The 18,930-nt window shown below is 72.3% G+C and carries 12 protein-coding genes; 3 read left to right on the top strand and 9 right to left on the bottom strand.

The window, feature by feature from the left end; genetic code table 11:
* Positions 1-12: 12 nt before the first annotated feature.
* From ACFVQG_RS31400 to ACFVQG_RS31390, 3 genes are read right to left on the bottom strand one after another with little or no spacing between them, the layout of a single operon-like run.
* Entirely contained in the window at positions 13-951 is a 939-nt protein-coding gene (locus ACFVQG_RS31400) for a carbohydrate ABC transporter permease (RefSeq protein ID WP_383389814.1), read from the bottom strand.
* Positions 948-1,982 carry an ABC transporter permease gene (locus ACFVQG_RS31395; protein WP_383389812.1) on the bottom strand — a complete coding sequence of 345 codons (1,035 nt, stop codon included), beginning with the start codon at positions 1,980-1,982 and terminating at the stop codon, positions 948-950. Before ACFVQG_RS31395 ends, ACFVQG_RS31400 begins: the two co-directional genes overlap by 4 nt.
* Before the next feature lie 26 nt (positions 1,983-2,008).
* On the bottom strand, positions 2,009-3,694 hold the full coding sequence (locus tag ACFVQG_RS31390; protein WP_383389810.1) for an extracellular solute-binding protein: 1,686 nt from the start codon (positions 3,692-3,694) through the stop codon (positions 2,009-2,011).
* Between the two features lie 395 nt (positions 3,695-4,089).
* Between ACFVQG_RS31390 and ACFVQG_RS31385 the strand changes: the two genes are divergently transcribed.
* Positions 4,090-6,921 carry a glycoside hydrolase family 3 C-terminal domain-containing protein gene (locus ACFVQG_RS31385; RefSeq protein WP_383389808.1) on the top strand — a complete coding sequence of 944 codons (2,832 nt, stop codon included), beginning with the start codon at positions 4,090-4,092 and terminating at the stop codon, positions 6,919-6,921.
* A gap of 77 nt (positions 6,922-6,998) precedes the next feature.
* On the opposite strand, the gene ACFVQG_RS31380 is transcribed toward ACFVQG_RS31385, so the two are convergent.
* The 3 genes from ACFVQG_RS31380 to ACFVQG_RS31370 form a co-directional block, all read right to left on the bottom strand.
* Positions 6,999-8,444: an aldehyde dehydrogenase family protein gene (locus tag ACFVQG_RS31380; protein ID WP_383389806.1), complete on the bottom strand. Its 1,446-nt coding sequence runs from the start codon at positions 8,442-8,444 to the stop codon at positions 6,999-7,001.
* Between the two features lie 136 nt (positions 8,445-8,580).
* Complete coding sequence (locus tag ACFVQG_RS31375; protein WP_383389804.1) at positions 8,581-10,140, bottom strand: PucR family transcriptional regulator; 1,560 nt, start codon at positions 10,138-10,140, stop codon at positions 8,581-8,583.
* A gap of 148 nt (positions 10,141-10,288) precedes the next feature.
* Positions 10,289-12,415: an ATP-binding protein gene (locus ACFVQG_RS31370; protein WP_383389802.1), complete on the bottom strand. Its 2,127-nt coding sequence runs from the start codon at positions 12,413-12,415 to the stop codon at positions 10,289-10,291.
* A 248-nt stretch (positions 12,416-12,663) separates the two neighbouring features.
* Between ACFVQG_RS31370 and gabT the strand changes: the two genes are divergently transcribed.
* Positions 12,664-13,998 (top strand): 4-aminobutyrate--2-oxoglutarate transaminase, encoded by a 1,335-nt coding sequence (gabT, locus tag ACFVQG_RS31365; protein ID WP_383389800.1) that lies wholly within the window; start codon positions 12,664-12,666, stop codon positions 13,996-13,998.
* 373 nt (positions 13,999-14,371) lie between these two features.
* Positions 14,372-15,037: a phosphatase PAP2 family protein gene (locus ACFVQG_RS31360; RefSeq protein ID WP_383389798.1), complete on the top strand. Its 666-nt coding sequence runs from the start codon at positions 14,372-14,374 to the stop codon at positions 15,035-15,037.
* Here the strand turns inward: ACFVQG_RS31360 and ACFVQG_RS31355 are convergent.
* The 3 genes from ACFVQG_RS31355 to ACFVQG_RS31345 form a co-directional block, all read right to left on the bottom strand.
* Positions 14,976-16,769, bottom strand: coding sequence for a chitinase (locus tag ACFVQG_RS31355; RefSeq protein WP_383389796.1), 1,794 nt, complete (start codon positions 16,767-16,769; stop codon positions 14,976-14,978). The genes ACFVQG_RS31360 and ACFVQG_RS31355 overlap by 62 nt on opposite strands.
* A 132-nt stretch (positions 16,770-16,901) precedes the next feature.
* Positions 16,902-17,354 carry a hypothetical protein gene (locus ACFVQG_RS31350; RefSeq protein ID WP_383389794.1) on the bottom strand — a complete coding sequence of 151 codons (453 nt, stop codon included), beginning with the start codon at positions 17,352-17,354 and terminating at the stop codon, positions 16,902-16,904.
* A 134-nt stretch (positions 17,355-17,488) separates the two neighbouring features.
* Positions 17,489-18,925 carry an NAD(P)/FAD-dependent oxidoreductase gene (locus ACFVQG_RS31345; protein ID WP_383389792.1) on the bottom strand — a complete coding sequence of 479 codons (1,437 nt, stop codon included), beginning with the start codon at positions 18,923-18,925 and terminating at the stop codon, positions 17,489-17,491.
* Positions 18,926-18,930: the final 5 nt, after the last annotated feature.

Here is an 18,930-nt window from a genome sequence, read left to right as displayed (position 1 = left end):
CGCACCCGGGCCTCAGCCCTTGACCGCCCCCGTCAGCATCCCCTTCTTGAAATGCCGCTGCACGAACGGCGAGATGACCGCCACCGGCAACAACGCCATCACCATCACGGCCATCTGCACGGCCAGCGAGGACAACTCCCCCGTCTTGATGGCCTGCCCCAGACCGACCGGCGCCTCCTGCTTCTGCACCAGCTGGATCATCACGTTCTGCAACGGCATCATGTCCTGGTCCGTCAGGTAGATGGACGCGTTGAACCACGCGCTCCAGTACCCGACGGCGTAGAACAGCGTGATCACGGCGATCACGGCCCGCGACAGGGGCAGGACGATCCGCCACAGGATCCGCCAGTCCCCCGCCCCGTCGATCCGCGCGCTGTCGATGAGTTCGGGCGAGATGCCCATGAAGAACCCGCGCAGCACCAGAATGTTGAACACACTCACCGCGCTGGGCAGGATCAGCGCGAGATACGTGTCCGTCAGCCCCAGCGACTGCACCAGCAGATAGGTGGGGATGAGCCCCGCGCCGAAGAACATGGTCGCGAGCAGCGTCATCAGCATCCACCGGTGCCCCACCGACCCGGTCCGCGACAGCCCGTACGCGGCGAGCACGGACACCGTCATGGAGAACAGCGTGCCGACGAGCGTCACCCCGACGCTGACGATGGCCGCCCGCGTCACCTGGCCCCCGCTCAGCAGTTCCTCGTAGGCGATGAAGGTGAGATCCCGGGGGATCACCACGAGACCGCCCGCCTCGGTGATGGTCTGCTTGGTGGACAGACTGGTGACGATGACGATCCACAGCGGGAACAGCACCGCGAGGCAGGCACCCCCGATGACGATGCCCTTGCCCGCGAGCCCGGCCCGGCTCGGCGGCTCCTCCCACACCGGACGGGGTGGCGCGGCCCAGCCGCTGGCCTTCCGTACCGGTGACCTCCCGCTCACGGCGCTCACTTCTTGTACACCCCCTGCTCGCCCATGAGATGGGCCACCTTGTTCGCCGCGAGGACCAGACCGAGGCTGACCACGCCCTTGACCAGGCCCGCGGCGGCGGCATAGCTGAAGTCCTGGTTGCGGACGCCGTTCCACCACACATAGGTGTCGAGGACTTCCGCGGCGCCCGGTCCGACCGCGTCCCGTTGCAGCAGGATCTGCTCGAAGCCGACGGTCAGCGCGTCGCCGACCCGCAGCACCAGCAGCAGCGCGATCACCGGCCGCAGCGCGGGCAGGGTCACGTGCCACATCCTGCGCCAGCGCCCGGCGCCGTCCATCGCGGCGGCCTCGTACAGGTCGGGGCTGACCGAGGCGAGCGCGGCGAGGAAGACGATGATGCCCCAGCCCGCGTCCTTCCAGACGCCCTCCGCCGTCACCAGGAACTTGAAGATCCCGGGGTCGGTCATCAGGTCGAAGCCCTCGTAGCCGTGCTGCCGCAGGGTCTGGGCGATGATGCCCGCGCCGCCGAAGATCTGCTGGAAGACGGTGATGACCAGCACCCAGGAGAAGAAGTGCGGCAGGTACAGGATGGCCTGCGCGACCGCCCGCACCCGGGGCCTGATCACGCTGTTGATGAGCAGCGCGAGCACGATGGGGATGGGGAAGAACAGCACGAGCTGGAGGAAGAACAGCACCAGCGTATTGCTCACCGCGTCCCAGAACGCGGAGTCCTCGAAGATCCGCGCGAACTGCTCGAAGCCGACCCAGGGGCTGTGGAAGATCGCGACGAACCCGTTCTCGCTGACGTACGGGTCGTACTCCTGGAAGGCGACGACGTTGCCCAGGATCGGGACGTAGTTGAAGACGAGCACCAGCAGCAGCGCCGGGAGCGTCATCAGGACGAGCGTGCGGTCGCGCCGGAAGCGGGGCCGCAGGCCCAGCTTGGCCTCCCGGCGCCGCTTGCCGGACCCGGCCGGGCCGTCGGACCCCGCCGGGGTCTCCGTCGCCGTCTTCGCCTCGGCCCTGCTGCGGTCCACCGTGCTGTGGGACACGGCCTACTCCTTGCCTCGGATGGCGGTCAGTTGGCCGGGCCGTTGTCGTCCAGCAGCTTCTGGTACCAGTCGCGCAGCTTGTCGCCGCCCTGCTTCTTCCAGTCGGAGACGGCCTGCTGCATGTCGCCGACCTTCTTGCGACCGCGGACGATGTCGTCCTCCAACTGCTCGAAGTCGTTGGAGAGGTTGGTGTAGCGGGCGGGCTCGGTGATCTGCAGGCCCCAGAACGGACTCTTCCGGGTGAAGGCGCCCATCCGCTGCTGCCACTCGACCTGCGCCCTGGCGATCTCGGGGAGGTCGGGGTGGGCGATGGTGGGGGCGGGGCTGGCGATCATGACGTAGGCGTTGAGGACCTCGGTGTTGCCCTTGTCGTTCTTGACCGGCGTGCCGTTCTCCAGGGTGTAGTGGGTGCCCTCCACGCCGTAGTTGGTGAGCATGTACTCCTTGGTGCCGTACGGGGCGGCGGTGACGTTGGCGACGGCGAGCACGTCACGGATGACCGCCTCGGACGCCTTCTTGTTGACGAACGCCCAGATGCCCGCGGGCTGCTTGGCCCACAGCACCGGGTCGCCGCCGTCGTGGCCGAAGATGTCCATGCCGCCGATCTCGAAGTCCGGGTTCTGGGCGGCCTGTTCGGCGGCGCGGCCGTACCACTGGGAGATGTCCTGGTTGTAGATCAGGCTCTGCCCGGACCCGAAGCGGACCGCGGGGTCGGTGTTGGTGGAGGCCTTGGCGTCGGGGTGCACGACCCCGGCCGCGTAGAGCTTGCGCGTCCACTCCAGGGCCTCGAGGTAGGCGTCGGTCTCCACCCGGTAGACCAGCTTGCCGTCGGCCTGGCCCCAGCCGAGCGGCTTCTCCTCGCCGGAGAGCACACCGAAGCTGTTGAACGCCGTCCACTTCATGTCCTCGCAGGCCCACACCTTCGCCCGGGCGTTGGTGATCTCCTTGGCGAGGGCGAGGAACTCGTCGGCGGAGGTGGGGATCTCGTACCCTTCCGCGTCGAAGACGTCCTTGCGGTAGAAGGGCACGATGTTGGGCACGTACGGGGCGGGCATGGGCAGGCCGAGCAGCTTGCCGCCGAAGATGGAGCGCTGCCAGGACTCGGTGGGGATCGCGGCGAGGTTCGGGTACTCCTTGACCTTGTCGCCGGAGAGGTACGGGCCGAGGTCGGCGAACTTGCTGATGATGGCGCTGGGTATCTTGCCGCCCATGTTCCAGCCGGGGACGACCACGACGTCCGGGATGCTGCTGGAGGCGAGGACCGCGCCGAGCTTCTCGTCGTAGGTGTTGCCGTCCTGGTTCTGCCAGCCGACGTCGACGCCGATCAGGTCGTTCATCGCCTGGTAGTAGGCGTTGTCGCTCTTGGGCGGGGAGCCCCAGAACGGCGACATGATCTTGACGCTGCCGCCCTTGCCGAGCTTCTTGGGCACCGAGGTCTTCAGCCCGGCCAGGTCGAGCTTGCCGGTGAACCCGGCGGCGGAGCCGTTCTTCGCCGGGACGTCCGGCGTCACCACGCTCTGCGCCACGAAGGCGGGCAGGAGCTTCTTCGCGTCCTTGCCCGCGGTGGTCCCCTCGCGCGAGCCGCTGTCCGAACCGCCGCAGGCGGTGAGCAGCGGTACTCCTCCGCCCACCGCGACGGCGGCGACCGCCGTGGAGGCGAGGAAGCTTCTCCGGCTGGGAGCGGAGGAGGCGGAAGCGGCGTTCGGCGTCATTGCGTCAACCCTTCGTGGCGCACCAGGACACCCGGCGGTGGAGCCGTCGGCTGAGGTGTCTCGATTGGAACGGGCCAGGCCGAAGCGGCCCTCGGAGGAACGTCGGAGGAACGTCGGAGGACTACGCACCTCCTGGCGGCACTCCTGGTTCGTCGAAGCGCTTCGATGTTGCTGCGAGGTTAAGTGAACACGGAGGGGCGCACAAGGGTCGATTCCAAGATTCCTCCGATGTGTGGCGGTCCCGCGGCGGATCGGATCTCACTCGTATGTGCCTTGAAATGACGCTGGGGACACGGAGTTGGTGCGGTGGTACGTCTTGACACCCACCCGCCCGTCGAACCAGCATCGAAGCGCTTCGAAAGAGCCTCGCCGCTCCATCGCAAGGGGAATCCCACGTGACCGCTCATCCGCCGCCCACGCCGCCGTTCCGCGATCCGCAGCTGCCGTTCGCGAAGCGCATCGACGACCTGCTGTCGCGGCTCACGCTCGAGGAGAAGGTGTCCTTCCTGCACCAGTTCGCGCCCGCCGTCGAGCGCCTTGGCGTGGCCGCGTTCCGCACCGGCCAGGAGGCCCTGCACGGGGTGGCGTGGATGGGCCCGGCGACGGTGTTCCCGCAGGCCGTGGGCCTGGCGGCGACCTGGAACCCGGACCTGGTGCGCCGGGTGGGGGACGCGGTGTCGAAGGAGGTCCGCGCCATGCGCGCCCGGGACGACCGCGTCGGCCTCAACGTCTGGTCCCCGACCGTCAACCTGCTGCGCCACCCACTGTGGGGCCGCAACGAGGAGGGCTACTCCGAGGACCCCCGGCTCACCTCGGCGATCGCCACGGCGTACACCCGGGGCCTGCGCGGCAGTCATCCGACGTACTGGCGCACCGCGCCCGTCCTGAAGCACTGGCTCGCCCACAACAACGAGACCGACCGCGACACCTCCTCCGCCTCGGTCCGCCCCCGTGTCCTGCACGAGTACGACCTGCGCGCGTTCCGCGAGACGGTCGAGGCGGGCGCGGTGGCCGGGGTGATGCCCGCGTACAACCTGGTGAACGGCCGCCCCAACCACCTCTCCCCCTACCTGCGCGAGCACCTGCGCACCTGGACCGACGAGGACCTGCTGGTCTGCTCGGACGCGGGGGCGCCCTCCAACCTGGTGGACTCCGAGCAGTACTTCGACACCCACGAGGAGGCGACCGCCGCCGCCCTGCGCGCGGGCGTCGACAGCTTCACCGACCACGGCACGGACAGCTCCCAGATCGTCGCCCGGGTGCGCGGGGCGCTGGAGCGCGGCCTGCTCACCGAGGCGGACGTGGACACCGCCGTCCGCCGCCAGCTCTCGGTCCGCTACCGCCTCGGCGAGTTCGACGGTTACGACGAGCCCGGCGCCTTCGACACCCCCGAACACCGCGCGCTCGCCCAGGAGGCCGCGGAGCAGGCGGTCGTCCTGCTCAAGAACGACGGCCTGCTGCCGTTGGCCCCGGGCACCCGGATCGCGGTGGTCGGCCTGCTCGCCGACGAGTGCAAGCTCGACTGGTACAGCGGCACGCTCCTGCACCGCTCCACCCCGCTGGAGGGCCTGTACGAGCGCTTCGGCGCCGAGCGGGTCACCTTCGCGGAGGGCGTCGACCGCGTCCGCCTGCGCACCTCCGACGGCACCTTCCTGCGCGTCCCCCCGGCCCCGGAGACCACCGCCACCACCCGCGCCGCCGAGGGCGCCCTCGACCCGGCCCTGCTCGCGGGCCGCACCGACCTGCCCCCGCTGACCGGTGACCCCGTGGGCACGGAACTCGCCCTCGTCGACTGGGACGAGGGCGTCCTGACCCTGCGCGCGCCCGACGGCCGCTATCTCTCGGTCGCCGAGGACGGGTACGTACGGGCGTCCGCCGACCAGCCCGGCGGCTGGGTGGTCCAGGAGACGTTCAGCCTGGAACCCCATGGGGACGGTCACCTCCTCCGGCATCTCGGCACAGGTCGCCACGTCCAGGTCGCCGCCGACGGTGTGAAGGTTGCCGAGGAGAACCCGTCGGTCTTCGAGCTGGTCGTCGCCGAACGCGGCGAGGACGCGGTCGCCCGGGCCGCGGCGGGCGCCGACGTGGTCGTGGTGGTCGCGGGCAACGACCCGCACATCAACGGCCGCGAGACCGAGGACCGTACGACCCTGCGCCTCCCCGCGCATCAGCGGCGCCTCCTGGACGCCGCCCGTGCCGCCAACCCGCACACGGTCCTGGCGCTGACCTCCGCCTACCCCTACGCGGTGGACGCGTCCGCGCTCCCCGCGCTCCTGTGGACGGCGCACGGCGGCCAGTCCGCGGGCACCGCCCTGGCCCGCGTCCTGGCCGGTGACGTCTCCCCGTCCGGCCGCCTCCCGCAGACCTGGTACGCCTCCGACGCCGACCTTCCCGACCTGCTCGACTACGACGTCATCGGCACCCGCCAGACGTACCTGTACTTCGAGGGCACCCCGCTCCATCCCTTCGGCCACGGCCTGTCGTACGTGCCCTTCGCATACGGCGACGCGACGGCCGAGGTGGACGCCGACTCCCTACGGGTGACCTGCACGCTCACGAACACCGGCGACCGCCCGGCGGCGGAGGTGGCCCAGCTCTACGCCCGGTCCGCGGCACCGTCGGTGACCCCCCGCCCGCGCCGCGAGCTGCTCGCCCACGAGCGGGTCACGGTCGCCCCGGGCGCGACGGAGCGGGTCACCTTCGAAGTCCCGTTCACCGCCCTGGAGTCCTGGGACGTCGCCCACGGCCGCTGGCACCTGACCCCGGGCCCGTACGACCTCCTGATCGGCGCCTCCAGCGAGGACATCCGCCTCCGTACGACGGTGACCCTGGACGGCACGCCCGGCGCCCCCCGCCCGGTCCTGGAACGGGGCCTGCCCGCCGCCGACTTCGACGACCACAGCGGCATCGAGATCGTCGACCGCACGAAGGTCTCCGGCGACGCGGTGACCCCGGCGACGGGCGGCACCGGCGAACTGGTCTACCGCGACTGCGACTTCGGCACGGGCGTCACCGGGCTGTCGGTGACGGTGGCGGGCGGGGGCACGGTGGAGATCTCCCTCGACGGCGACACCGCTCCGTGGGCGACCCTCACCCCGCCCACCCCCACCTCCGGCCCGTACGCCTACACCACCCTCACCACCCCCGTCTCCGCCGAGGGCGTGCACGACGTCCACCTCAGACTGCGCGGCCCCCTGCGGCTCGCGCACGTCGGCTTCTCCGGTTGAGGGTCCGGACGTGGGCCGACGACGGCGAGGGGCCCGGCACCGCGGTGCCGGGCCCCTTGTGGGCTGTCGCCGAAGGCTCAGAGCGCGAGGCCGGTGAGCACCAGCACCCGCTCGTAGGTGTAGTCGTCCATCGCGAACTTCACGCCCTCGCGGCCGACGCCGGACTGCTTGGCGCCGCCGTACGGCATCTGGTCGGCGCGGTAGGAGGGGACGTCGCCGATGACGACGCCGCCGACCTCGAGGGCGCGGTGGGCGCGGAAGGCGGCCTGGAGGTCGTGGGTGAACACGCCCGCCTGGAGGCCGTACTTGGAGTCGTTGGCGGCGGCGAAGGCCGCTTCCTCGCCGTCCACCTTCTGGACGCTGAGGACCGGTCCGAAGACCTCCTCGCAGGCGAGGGTGACATCGGCGGGCAGGTCGGTCAGGACGGTCGGGGCGTACGAGGCGCCGTCGCGCTTGCCGCCGGTGAGCAGGGTGGCGCCCGCGTCCACGGCCTCCTGGACCCACGCCTCGACGCGCTGGGCGGCGTCCTCGCTGACCAGCGGGCCGACGTCGGTGGCGTCGTCGCCCGGGTCGCCGGTGACCTGGGCCTCGACGGCGGCGACGATGCGCGGCAGCAGCCGGTCGTACACGGACGCGTCGGCGATGACGCGCTGCACGGAGATGCAGGACTGGCCGCCCTGGTAGTTGGAGAAGGTGGCGATGCGCTGGGCCGCCCAGTCCAGGTCGGCGTCGCTCGCGTAGTCGCCGAGGACGACGGCCGCGCCGTTGCCGCCCAGTTCCAGGGTGCAGTGCTTGCGCGGCACCGAGTCCATGATCGCGTAACCGACCTTCTCGGAGCCGGTGAAGGAGATCACCGGCAGGCGCTCGTCCTGGACGAGGGCGGGCATCCGGTCGTTGGAGACCGGCAGGATGCTCCAGGACCCGGCGGGCAACTCGGTCTCGGCGAGCAGTTCACCGATGACCAGGCCGGACAGCGGGGTGGCGGGCGCGGGCTTCAGGATGATCGGGGCACCGGCGGCGATGGCCGGGGCGACCTTGTGCGCGCAGAGGTTGAGCGGGAAGTTGAAGGGCGCGATGCCGAGGACGACGCCCTTCGGGAAGCGCCGGGTGAGGGCGAGCCGTCCCTGACCGCCGAGGTCGGTGTCCAGCCGCTGTGCCTCGCCGCCGTTAAAGCGGCGGGCCTCCTCCGCCGCGAAGCGGAACACGGACACGGCCCGGCCGACCTCGCCGCGCGCCCACTTGACCGGCTTGCCGTTCTCCGCGGAGATCAGCCGCGCGATCTCCTCGGTGCGCTCCACCAGCCTGCGGCTGACGTGGTCGAGGGCGGCGGCGCGCACATGCGCGGGCGTCGCGGCGAACTCGTCCCGCACGGCGTACGCGGCGGCCACGGCCTCCTCGACCTGGGCGTCCGTCGGCACGCTGACCGTGCCGACCAGCCGTCCGTCCCACGGGGAGGTGACGTCGAGGGTGTCCTCGCCGGTGGCCTGACGGCCGGCGAGCCAGAAGGCGTGGGTGGAGGTCATGGGAGTCCCGGCCCTTCCGCGTTGTAGGGGTGCTGCTTTCCTGGTCCCACGGTAGGGGCGCGGGGCTGGGGCGTCGGTTGTCCGATTCGTAGCAGTGGCGGGCGGGGGTACACCGGATTGGCGCCCTCGACCAGGGTTACTCCGAGCTGGTCGCCTTCAGCGCCAGCCACAGCTCCATCCGCACGTCCGGGTCGTCCAGCGACCGCCCGAGGATCTCCTCCACCCGCCGCATGCGATAGCGCAGGGTGTGCCGGTGGACGCCCAGGTCGGCGGCGGCAGCGTCCCACTGGCCGTGCCGGGAGAGCCAGGCGCGCAGGGAGGCGACGAGGTCGCCGCGGCCGGTGGCGTCGTGCTCGTGCAGGGCGCGCAGGAGACCGTCGGCGAAGGCGCGGACCGCGTCGTCGGCGAGGAGCGGCAGGACCGAGCCCGCCGCGAGCTGCTCGTGCTCGACCATGACCCGGCCCCGGCGGCGGGCCACCGACAGCGACTGTTCGGCCTGCTTGTAGGCGGCAGCGGCGGCGATCGGGCCCGCCGGGGCGGAGAGGCCGAGGACGATGTCGTCCTCCTCGGTGGTCGCCTTGCGGGCCGCTTCCCGCTCGGCCGCGTACTCCCCGCAGGCCGCCACCGCCGCGCCCCCGTCCGCCGCCAGCACCACGAGCCGCTCCCCCTCGGGCACCACCAGCACCGCCTCACCGGCGCGGGCGGCTGCCGCCTCCACCGTCTCCGTGAGCCCGGCGAGACCGGCCTGCCCGGCGTCGCTCTCGGCGACCATGGTCCGGAAGGGGGCGTCGAGCAGCCCGCCGTACAGGTCCCCGGCGACGGCACGGGCGTGGTCGGGCTGTCCGGCCAGCAGCATGCGCAGGACCGCCGCGCCGATGCGCTGTTCGGCGGCGTGCAGGGAGCGGGAGCGTTCCGTGGTCAGGGTGAGCAGGGCGATGGCCGAGTGGACGGCGTAGCGCTCGGCGGTGCCGAGGGCGGCGGCCGTGCCGACGGCGAGCGCGGCGCGGGGGCGGCGGCCGGTGCCGAGGGAGTGCAGTTCCACGCGGTCCTCGTGCTCGGGGCCGCCGACGACGGAGGAGGCGGGCGCGGGGCGTTCGCGCAGCCGCTCCACGTCCGCGGTGAGGCGGGCCGCCCGGCGCACCGCCCACTCCGGTGCGGTGGCGACCACGGCGCCCGAGGCGTCGTAGAGCGCCGCCCAGCCGTCGACCTGCGCGGCGAGCGCGGTGAGCAGCCCCTCCGGGCCCTCCGCCAGCGCCTGCTTGGTCAGCTCGCGCTGGGCGGCGAAGCCCGCCGTCACCGCCCGGTACTGGTCGGCCGCGATGGCCGCCGACACGGCCTTGCTGATGGCGAGGAAGGGCGTGCGGCGCGGCACCTCCAGCAGCGGCAGCCCCTCCTCGCGGGCCGCGTCGACGAGGGCCCCGGGGATGTCCTCGTAGTTGACGCCGACCGCGAACCCGAGGCCGACCACCCCCGCCCCCACCAGCCGCTTCACATACCGCCGCATCGACTCGGGGTTCTCCGCGTCCAGCTTCAGCGCGGTGATCAGCAGCAGCTCCCCGCCCTCCATGTAGGGCACCGGATCGGCCAGTTCACTGACGTGCGCCCAGCGCACCGGCACGTCGAGGCGGTCCTCGCCCGCGCGCACGGCCAGTTTGAGCGCGGAGTGGTGGACGAGCGAGGCGAGCGTGGGAGGCATGGGGCCTTCAGGTCGGTGGCTGAGCGGGGCGGTGGGCGATCCCGGTGATCCTTTGGCCGCCGTGTATGAACGACCTCCCTCGATTCTGCCTCACCGTACGGTCCGCGGGAGACCACGAACCCACCCGACCGTCACTTATCGGCCAAGGTCACGCCTGGTTCTCCCGCAGGTCGACCAGCAGCGGCGGCGCGTGCTCCCCCCGCACGCTGGTCAGCGACAGCACCGCGTGCCCCGGCGGCACCGCGTGCGCCAGATCGGAGGCGGACCAGCGCTCCCGCTCGACCTGCCGTACGGTCACCGCCCGCGCGGTCGCCGCCTTGCCGGTGATCACCCGGCGTACCGCGTGCCACGCCTTGCCCGCCGGGCTGTCGGCGATGATCTGGCGGTCGGTGACGTCCCGGGCCTCGGTCCACTCCTTGCCCCAGACCTCGGCGAAGTCCTGCCCGTCCCACGGGGTGAGCCCGGCCAGCGCCATCCGGCAGCCGGTGGCCCCGAGCAGCGGGCCGCGCAGCGGACGCGGTACGTCGTCCAGGCTGCGCAGGGTGAGCACGGCGCCCGCGTTGCCCGACCGCAGCCGCTGGATGCCGCGCACCGCCTCCGGCGTCACCACCCCGGTGGCGTCGTCCAGCAGCAGGCAGGCGAACAGCGACCGGTCCTCCCGTACCGCCACGCTCGCCGTGAACTGGGCGAGCACCAGCCGGGCCAGGATGCGGGAGGCGTCGGCGTGGCCGCGCGCGGGCAGGTCGACGCGGACGCGCACCGGGTGGTCGAGGGCCTTGAGCGAGAAGGGCCGCGACTGCCCGGAGGTGTCGAAGAACCCGGCGAACGCGGGCCGGTCGAGCAGCGCGACCCGGTCGGCGAGCACCCCGGCGACATCGCCCGGGTGCGCGAGCTGCCGCTCGCGGGCGTCCAGTTCCCGCAGCAGCGACTCCTGTCCGGCCCGCCGCAGCGCCGCCCGCAGCGCGGCCAGCGGTTCGGGCGCGCCGTCGAGCAACTGCCGCAGCTCGGGGACGGACGGGAACCGGTCGTGCACCGCCCGGAAGGGGCCGAGCAGCTGGGCCAGCACGGTGGTGGCGCGGCGGCTGTCGTTGCCCGGCTGCGGGTCGGTCAGATCACCGACGAGGGCCTCGGCGAGGACGGCGGCGGCCTCGTCGGGGTCGGTGGTGCCGCCGTAGAGGTCGAGGTCGTAGACGGAGTCCGGGTTGCCGATGCGTACGACGACGTCGTAGGAGTCGGCCGGGCCGATCCCGGCGCCCGCCGCGCCGACGGCGACGACCGCGGCGCGTCCGGCGAGGGCGTGCAGGCACAGCGACTCGGCGAGCGGGCGGACGACGGTGCCGGTCTTGCCGGACCCGGCGGGGCCGACGGCGAGCAGGGAGGTGCCGAGCAGCTCGGGGCCGAGGGCGAGGCCGGTGCCGCGGTAGGCGTAGGGGTTGCGGGGGTCGTCGGCGGTGGTGCCGAGCCGAACCTGACCGGTGACCAGGTCGTGCCGGGCCTGCCTGCCGGGCAGGTCACGGGCGCCGGAGGGGTGCGGACAGGCGGCGGCGCCGTCCTTGAGCACGGCGCCGGTGAACGTGGCGAGGCTGTGGCGGCCGGTGCGCACGCCCTGCCAGGCGCGGACGATGCGGGCGTGGTCGACGTCGCGCATCAGCCCGGCGCGGGCGTCCGCGGCGAGCCGCTCGGCGGCGTCGGCGGCCCCGGCGGCGCGCAGCGCGGGCCAGGCGGCGGGGTCCTCCTCGGGGGCGGGCGCACGCTCACCGGCCGCCGCCGGGCGGGGGCGCCAGGCGGGCGGGCCGTAGCGGCGCCAGATCTCGCTCCAGCGGCCGAGGCGGCCGACGCCGACCATGATGGTGCCGGCGACGAGGGTGTAGTAGGCGTACACGACCACGACGGCGGTGAAGCTGTGCGGGTCCACCCAGGACTCGGGGATCATCGCGTAGAGCGGCAGCAGCCACCAGCCGCCGAGGTAGCCGTTCCACAGCAGCGACCAGATCAGCCAGCCCACGAGGAAGGCGATCACCGCCCCGCTGAGCAGTTGGCGGCCCGGGATCGTCTCGGGCTCCTCGTCCGGCCGCGGCCGGTAGCCGAACCGCCAGACGCCGGGCGCGGCGTCCGGGCGCGGGGTGCGCAGCCAGGACAGGAAGGCCGAGCCGTCCGGCGGCGGTGGCGCGGACGGCGGACGGGGCGGCATCGCGGGCATCCGAGGCGGCCCCGCCGGGCGCGGCACAGGGTTCGCGTGCGTGCCCCGTGCGTCCCGGTTCCCGTCGCTGTCCATTGCGCTTGCCCCCTGACCAGCCGTTCCCTGCCGTGCGTGACCCATCAGCGAGTCAATCTAACGCCGTCCGAAGGGGAGTTCACCGCTTACGTGGCCGGTCCGTGGTGGACATGTCCCGTACGGCTATGTCCACCACGGACAACCGACCCCCCGGACAACGCCCAGATGGAGCATGCCCACCCCCCGCCGCCCGCCCTAGCCTGCGAAAAAAGGAAGCAAGCGTCCCGTTACACCCCCAGGAGCCCCGCATGACCGCACTTCCGCAGGAGCGCCGCGTCGTCACCGCCATTCCCGGCCCGAAGTCGCAGGAGCTTCAGGCCCGCCGTACCGCCGCGGTCGCCCAGGGCGTGGGTTCCGTGCTGCCGGTGTTCACCGCGCGCGCGGGCGGCGGCATCATCGAGGACGTCGACGGCAACCGGCTGATCGACTTCGGCTCCGGCATCGCCGTGACGAGCGTCGGCGCGTCCGCCGAGGCCGTCGTGCGCCGCGCCTCCGCGCAGCTCGCCGACTTCACCCACACCTGCTTCATGGTCACGCCGTACGAGGGCTACGTCGCCGTCGCCGAGGCGCTGGCGGAGCTGACGCCGGGCGACCACGCCAAGAAGTCGGCGCTGTTCAACAGCGGCGCCGAGGCCGTCGAGAACGCGGTGAAGATCGCCCGCGCGTACACCAAGCGCCAGGCCGTCGTGGTCTTCGACCACGGCTACCACGGCCGCACCAACCTCACGATGGCGCTGACGGCGAAGAACATGCCGTACAAGCACGGCTTCGGCCCGTTCGCGCCCGAGGTCTACCGCGTCCCCGTCGCCTACGGCTACCGCTGGCCCACCGGCCCGGAGAACGCCGGTCCGGAGGCCGCCGCGCAGGCCGTCGACCAGATCACCAAGCAGGTCGGCCCGGAGAACGTCGCCGCGATCATCATCGAGCCGGTGCTCGGTGAGGGCGGCTTCATCGAGCCCGCCAAGGGCTTCCTCCCGGCGATCCGCGAGTTCGCGTCCGCCCACGGCATCGTCTTCGTCGCCGACGAGATCCAGTCCGGCTTCTGCCGCACCGGCCAGTGGTTCGCCTGCGAGGACGAGGGCATCGTCCCCGACCTGATCACCACCGCCAAGGGCATCGCGGGCGGCCTGCCGCTGGCCGCGGTCACCGGCCGCGCCGAGATCATGGACGCCGCGCACGCGGGCGGCCTCGGCGGCACCTACGGCGGCAACCCGGTCGCCTGCGCCGGTGCGCTCGGCTCCATCGAGACGATGAAGGAGCTGGACCTCAACGCGAAGGCCAAGTCCATCGAGGCGACGATGAAGTCCCGCCTCTCCGCCATGGCCGAGAAGTACGACGTCATCGGCGACGTCCGGGGCCGGGGCGCGATGATCGCCATCGAGCTGGTCAAGGACCGCGGGACCAAGGAGCCGAACCCCGAGGCGACGGCCGCCCTCGCCAAGGCGTGCCACGCCGAGGGCCTGCTGGTCCTGACCTGTGGCACCTACGGCAACGTCCTGCGCTTCCTGCCCCCGCTGGTGATCGGCGACGACCTGCTGAACGAGGGCCTCGACATCCTGGAGCAGGCGCTGGCGCGCATCTGAGCTGGGCCGCGACCCTTGCGGACCATGTGAAGAACGTGTGCGGGGTGGATGGCAGGACGCCGTTCCGGCTGTCCAGCGTCCACCCCCTGCCGTAGGTTCTACCCAGATGAGAGATACACCCGCTCACGGGGCACCGTGAGCGGTATCAGGCCGGGGCCTCCCCAGCTTCGACCTGGTCGTGCCTCGCGCACACAACCGGGGCCCTCGGCTCCGGGTCTCCTCACCGATCGGACAGTCGCCCGCCCCAGACCCCCCGGGGCGCGCGACGCTCCGATCCGGACGGCCGCTTCGGCGCCGCCCACTGAAGGGCCAGCGCAAACCCCCCCTTGCGCTGGCCCTTCAGCGCGTTGATCACGCCTGACAAGCTGTCCCCATGCCCTTTGCGCCCCCGAGCCGAAGCCTCCCCGCCCTCGTCGCCGCCGCCGTGGCCCTCTTCGCCCTGCTCACCTGGCAGGTCGCCACCGACGGCCCCCTCATCGGCGTGGACGAGCGGGTCGGGCGGGACTTGGTGGAGCGGGGCTGGCTCGCGGAGCTGTTCGCCGATCTGGGCGGGGTGGCGGTGGCGGTGCCCGTGCTGGTGGTCGTCGCGGTGGGCACCGCCTGGTGGGGCCGGGCGCGGGGTGGGGCACGGTGGTGGGTGCCCGGGGCGGTGGCGGTGGCGGTGATGGCGCTCGTGCCCGTGGTCGTCGTACCGCTCAAGGAGCTGATCGACCGGGGCGGTACCGCCGTCACGCCCGGGAGCGGGTTCTATCCGTCCGGGCACACCGCCACCGCCGCCGTCGGCTATGGCTGTGCGGCCTTGCTCGTCCTTCCGTGGGTGCGCACCGCGCGGGGGCGGAGGGTGCTGGTGGGCGGGTGTGTGCTGCTCAACCTCGGGGTGGGGGCCGGGCTGGTGCGGCAGGGGTACCACTGGCCGCTGGATGTCGTCGGCAGTTGGTGTCTGGCGGTCGTGATGCTGGCCGCCTTCACCGGGCTGGTCAGCCGAAGTAGTCGTCGAACGTCCGCTGGAACTCCCAGCCCCCGAAGCGGTCCCAGTTGATCGACCACGTCATCAGGCCCCGCAGGGACGGCCAGGTGCCGTGGGTGGCGTACGAGCCGCAGTTCTGCTTCCTCGTCAGGCAGTCCAGGGTCTTCACCACCTCCGACGGCGGTACGTGGCCGTTGCCCGCGTTCGTCGTCGCGGGCATGCCGATGGCTATCTGGTCGGGGCGCAGGGGCGGGAAGACGTTGTTGGCGTTGCCCGCGACCGGGAAGCCGGTGAGGAGCATGTCCGTCATGGCTATGTGGAAGTCGGCGCCGCCCATGGAGTGGTACTGGTTGTCCAGGCCCATGACGGGGCCGGAGTTGTAGTCCTGGACGTGGAGCAGGGTCAGGTCGTCGCGCATCGCGTGGATGACCGGGAGGTAGGCGCCCGCTCGCGGGTCCTGGCCGCCCCACTGGCCGGTGCCGTAGTACTGGTAGCCGAGTTGGACGAAGAAGGTCTCCGGGGCCATCGTCAGGACGAAGTCGTCGCCGTACCTCGCCTTCAGGGTCTTCAGGGCGGAGATCAGGTTCACGATCACCGGGGTCTTCGGGTTCTTGAAGTCCGTGTCGGTGGCGTCCAGGGAGAGGGAGTGGCCCTCGAAGTCGATGTCGAGGCCGTCCAGTCCGTACTCGTCGATGATCTTCGAGACCGAGGCGACGAACGTGTCCCTCGCCGCCGTCGTCGTCAGGCGTACCTGGCCGTTCTGCCCGCCTATGGAGATCAGCACCTTCTTGCCCGCGGCCTGCTTCGCGCGGATCGCCGACTTGAACTCCGCGTCGCTCTCGACGTTCGGGCACTCCGTCGCCGGGCAGCGGTTGAAGCGGATGTCGCCCGAGGTGACCGAGGTCGGTTCGCCGAAGGCGAGGTCGATGACGTCCCAGCTGTCGGGGACGTCGGCCAGGCGGGTGTAGCCGGAGCCGTTGGCGAAGCTGGCGTGCAGGTAGCCGACCAGGGCGTGGGGCGGGAGGTCCCCGGTGCCGCCGCCCGGGCCGGGGGGCGTCGTGGCGGTGACCGTCGCCGAGCGCGCCGACTCGCCTGCGTCGTTCAGCGCCGCCACCTGGAACGCGTAGGAGGTCTGCGGGGTCAGGCCCGTCACCGTCGTCGACGTGCCGGTGACCGTGCGCAGGCGTGTGCCGTCGCGGTAGACCGCGTAGCCCGTCGCGCCCGGGACCGGGGACCAGGTCAGGGCGACGCTGGAGGAGGTGACGGTGCCGGTCGCCAAGCCGGTGGGCGGGGCGGGGGGCTGGCCCGGGTCGGCGGAGGGGCCCATCAGGGATATGTCGTCGGCGTGGTAGGCGCCGGTGCCGTACCAGCCGTGGGTGTAGACGGTGACGCGGGTGGTGGCCGGGCCGGTGCGGAAGGTCGTCGTCAGTGGCTGCCAGGACGGGGCCGACTGGGTCCAGGTGGAGACGTCGGTGGTGCCCGTGCCGGTCGCGCCCGCGTAGACGTACGAGCCCTGGACGTGGGCCGTCAGCGTGTACTGGGAGTCCGGGCGTACCGTCACGGTCTGCGCGCACCGGGCGTTGTCGCTGCCGGCGGGGGTGGCCCGCAGCGCCGAACTTCCGCTGCGCACAGGTGAGCCGACCGCCGTGGCGGCCGTACAGGTCCAGTTGTCGAGGCCCGCCTCGAAGCCGCCGTTGCGGATCAGGTCCGCGTCGGCCGCACGGGCGGCCGACGAGAGCGCGGTGAGGCCGGGCACGGTCAGGACGGCGGCCGTGAGCAGGGCGACCAGGGGTCTGCGGTCCACAAGTGCCTCCGGGAGTGGGGGAATTGGAGGGGGACGAACACGTGGAACAAACACGTCGGGCGAACACTGCACAGCTTGGTCCAGACCAATTGAGGGGTCAAGGCCTCCGGCGACAGGCCCGGACCTCGGTCCCTAGCCGTCCCCCTCGGTCGCCAGACCCGCCGCCGCCTCGTGCATCGCCAGCTCCAGCAGCGCGGGGTCGGTGAGGGTGCCGGAGCCGTCCGGAGGCACCAGCCAGCGCACCCCGCCCGTCGCGCGGCCCGGGTACGGTACGACGATCCAGGTGCCCGCCCCCGCCGTGCGGATGCCCGTGCCCAGCCAGCGGGCCGCGGTGCCCGGCGGGACGAAGAAGCCCATGCGGGCGTCCCCGAAGTCGACCAGTACCGGGCCGGGCTGGTCGAGGATGCGGGTAAGGACGTCGAGGGTCGGATAGCCGAGTTCGCCCGGCAGGATCAGTACGTCCCACGCCTTGCCCGCGGGCAGGAGCACCACCCCCAGGGGGTTGCGCTCCCATTCCCAGCGGCAGGCCTCGGGGTCCGGTGCGACGGATGCCAGCCATTCGACTGCCGTCTTTGCCCCACTCATGCGGGACCTCCCTGTCTCTTCGTGGACGCGGCGGTCGCGTCGGGAGGGAGAGGGAGGTTCCTCGGTGTGCATTACGCGGGTTCCGGCGACCCGTTGGAGTGATGCGGGTCACACCGGCCCGGACCGTGCGGCCCTCAGCTGTCGAAGCCCAGGCCCAGCCTGTCCATCGTCCGCAGCCACAGGTTGCGCTGCCCCTGCCGGGCGTCCGCCCGCGCCAGCGACCACTTGGTGAGCGCGATGCCCGTCCAGGCGAACGGCTCCGGCGGGAAGGGCAACGGCTTGCTGCGGACCATCTCCAGTTCGGTGCGCTCGGTGCGCTCCCCCGCCAGCAGGTCCAGCATCACGTCCGCGCCGAAGCGGCTGGCGCCGACCCCGAGGCCCGTATAGCCCGCCGCGTACGCGACCCGGCCGCCGTGGGCCGTGCCGAAGAACGCCGAGAAGCGCGAGCAGGTGTCGATCGCGCCGCCCCACGCGTGCGTGAAGCGGACGCCCTCCAACTGCGGGAAGCAGGTGAAGAAGTGCCCGGCGAGCTTGGCGTAGGTCTCCGGGCGGTCGTCGTACTCGGCGCGCACCCTGCCGCCGTACGGGTAGATCGCGTCGTAGCCGCCCCACAGGATCCGGTTGTCGGCGGAGAGCCGGAAGTAGTGGAACTGGTTGGCGCTGTCGCCGAGGCCCTGGCGGTTCTGCCAGCCGATCGAGGCCAGTTGCCCCGGCGTCAGGGGTTCGGTCATCAGGGCGTAGTCGTAGACCGGGACCGTGTACGCCCGGACGCGCCGGACCAGGTTCGGGAAGACGTTCGTGCCGAGGGCCACGCGGCGGGCGCGGATCCGGCCGTAGGGGGTGGACACGGCCATCCCACCACCGTGCTGCTTCAGGGTGAGCGCGGGGGTGTGCTCGTAGAGGCGGACGCCGAGGCGCAGGCACGCCCGCTTCAGGCCCCAGGCGAGTTTCGCGGGGTTGACCAGGGCGACGCCCCGGGGGTCGTGCAGGCCCGCCTGGAAGGTGGGGGACGCGACCTGTTCGCGGACCGCGTCGGCGTCCAGGTACTCGATGCCGTCGGCGAGGCCGTGGCGGCGCAGTTCGGCGTGCCAGTCGCGCAGTTCGCGGGCCTGGTAGGGCTCGGTGGCGACATCGATCTCGCCGGTGCGTTCGAAGTCGCAGTCGATGCCGTGCCGGGCGACCGCCGCCTCGATCCCGTCGAGGTTGCGGGCGCCCAACTCCTCCAGTCGGTGGATCTCCTTCGGCCAGCGGGTGAGCCCGTTGGGCAGGCCGTGGGTGAGGGAGGCGGCGCAGAAGCCGCCGTTGCGGCCGGAGGCGGCCCAGCCCACCTCACGGCCTTCGACCAGGACCACGTCCCGCCGCGGATCGCGCTCCTTGGCGCCCAGCGCGGTCCACAGTCCGCTGTAGCCGCCGCCGACGACCAGCAGGTCGCAGGTCTCGACGCCGGTGAGCGCGGGCTCGGGACGGGGCCTGCCGGGGTCGTCCAGCCAGTACGGGACCGGCTGGGCCTCGGAGAGGGATGTCGTCCAGTGGTGCTTTTCGTTGTCACGGCTCATGGCGCTCGGGGCCATGATTT

It is taken from the genome of Streptomyces sp. NPDC057877, from assembly GCF_042796855.1.
GTDB lineage: Bacteria > Actinomycetota > Actinomycetes > Streptomycetales > Streptomycetaceae > Streptomyces.
Note: the sequence above shows the minus strand (reverse complement) of the source record. Positions and strands in the feature narration are given on the sequence as shown.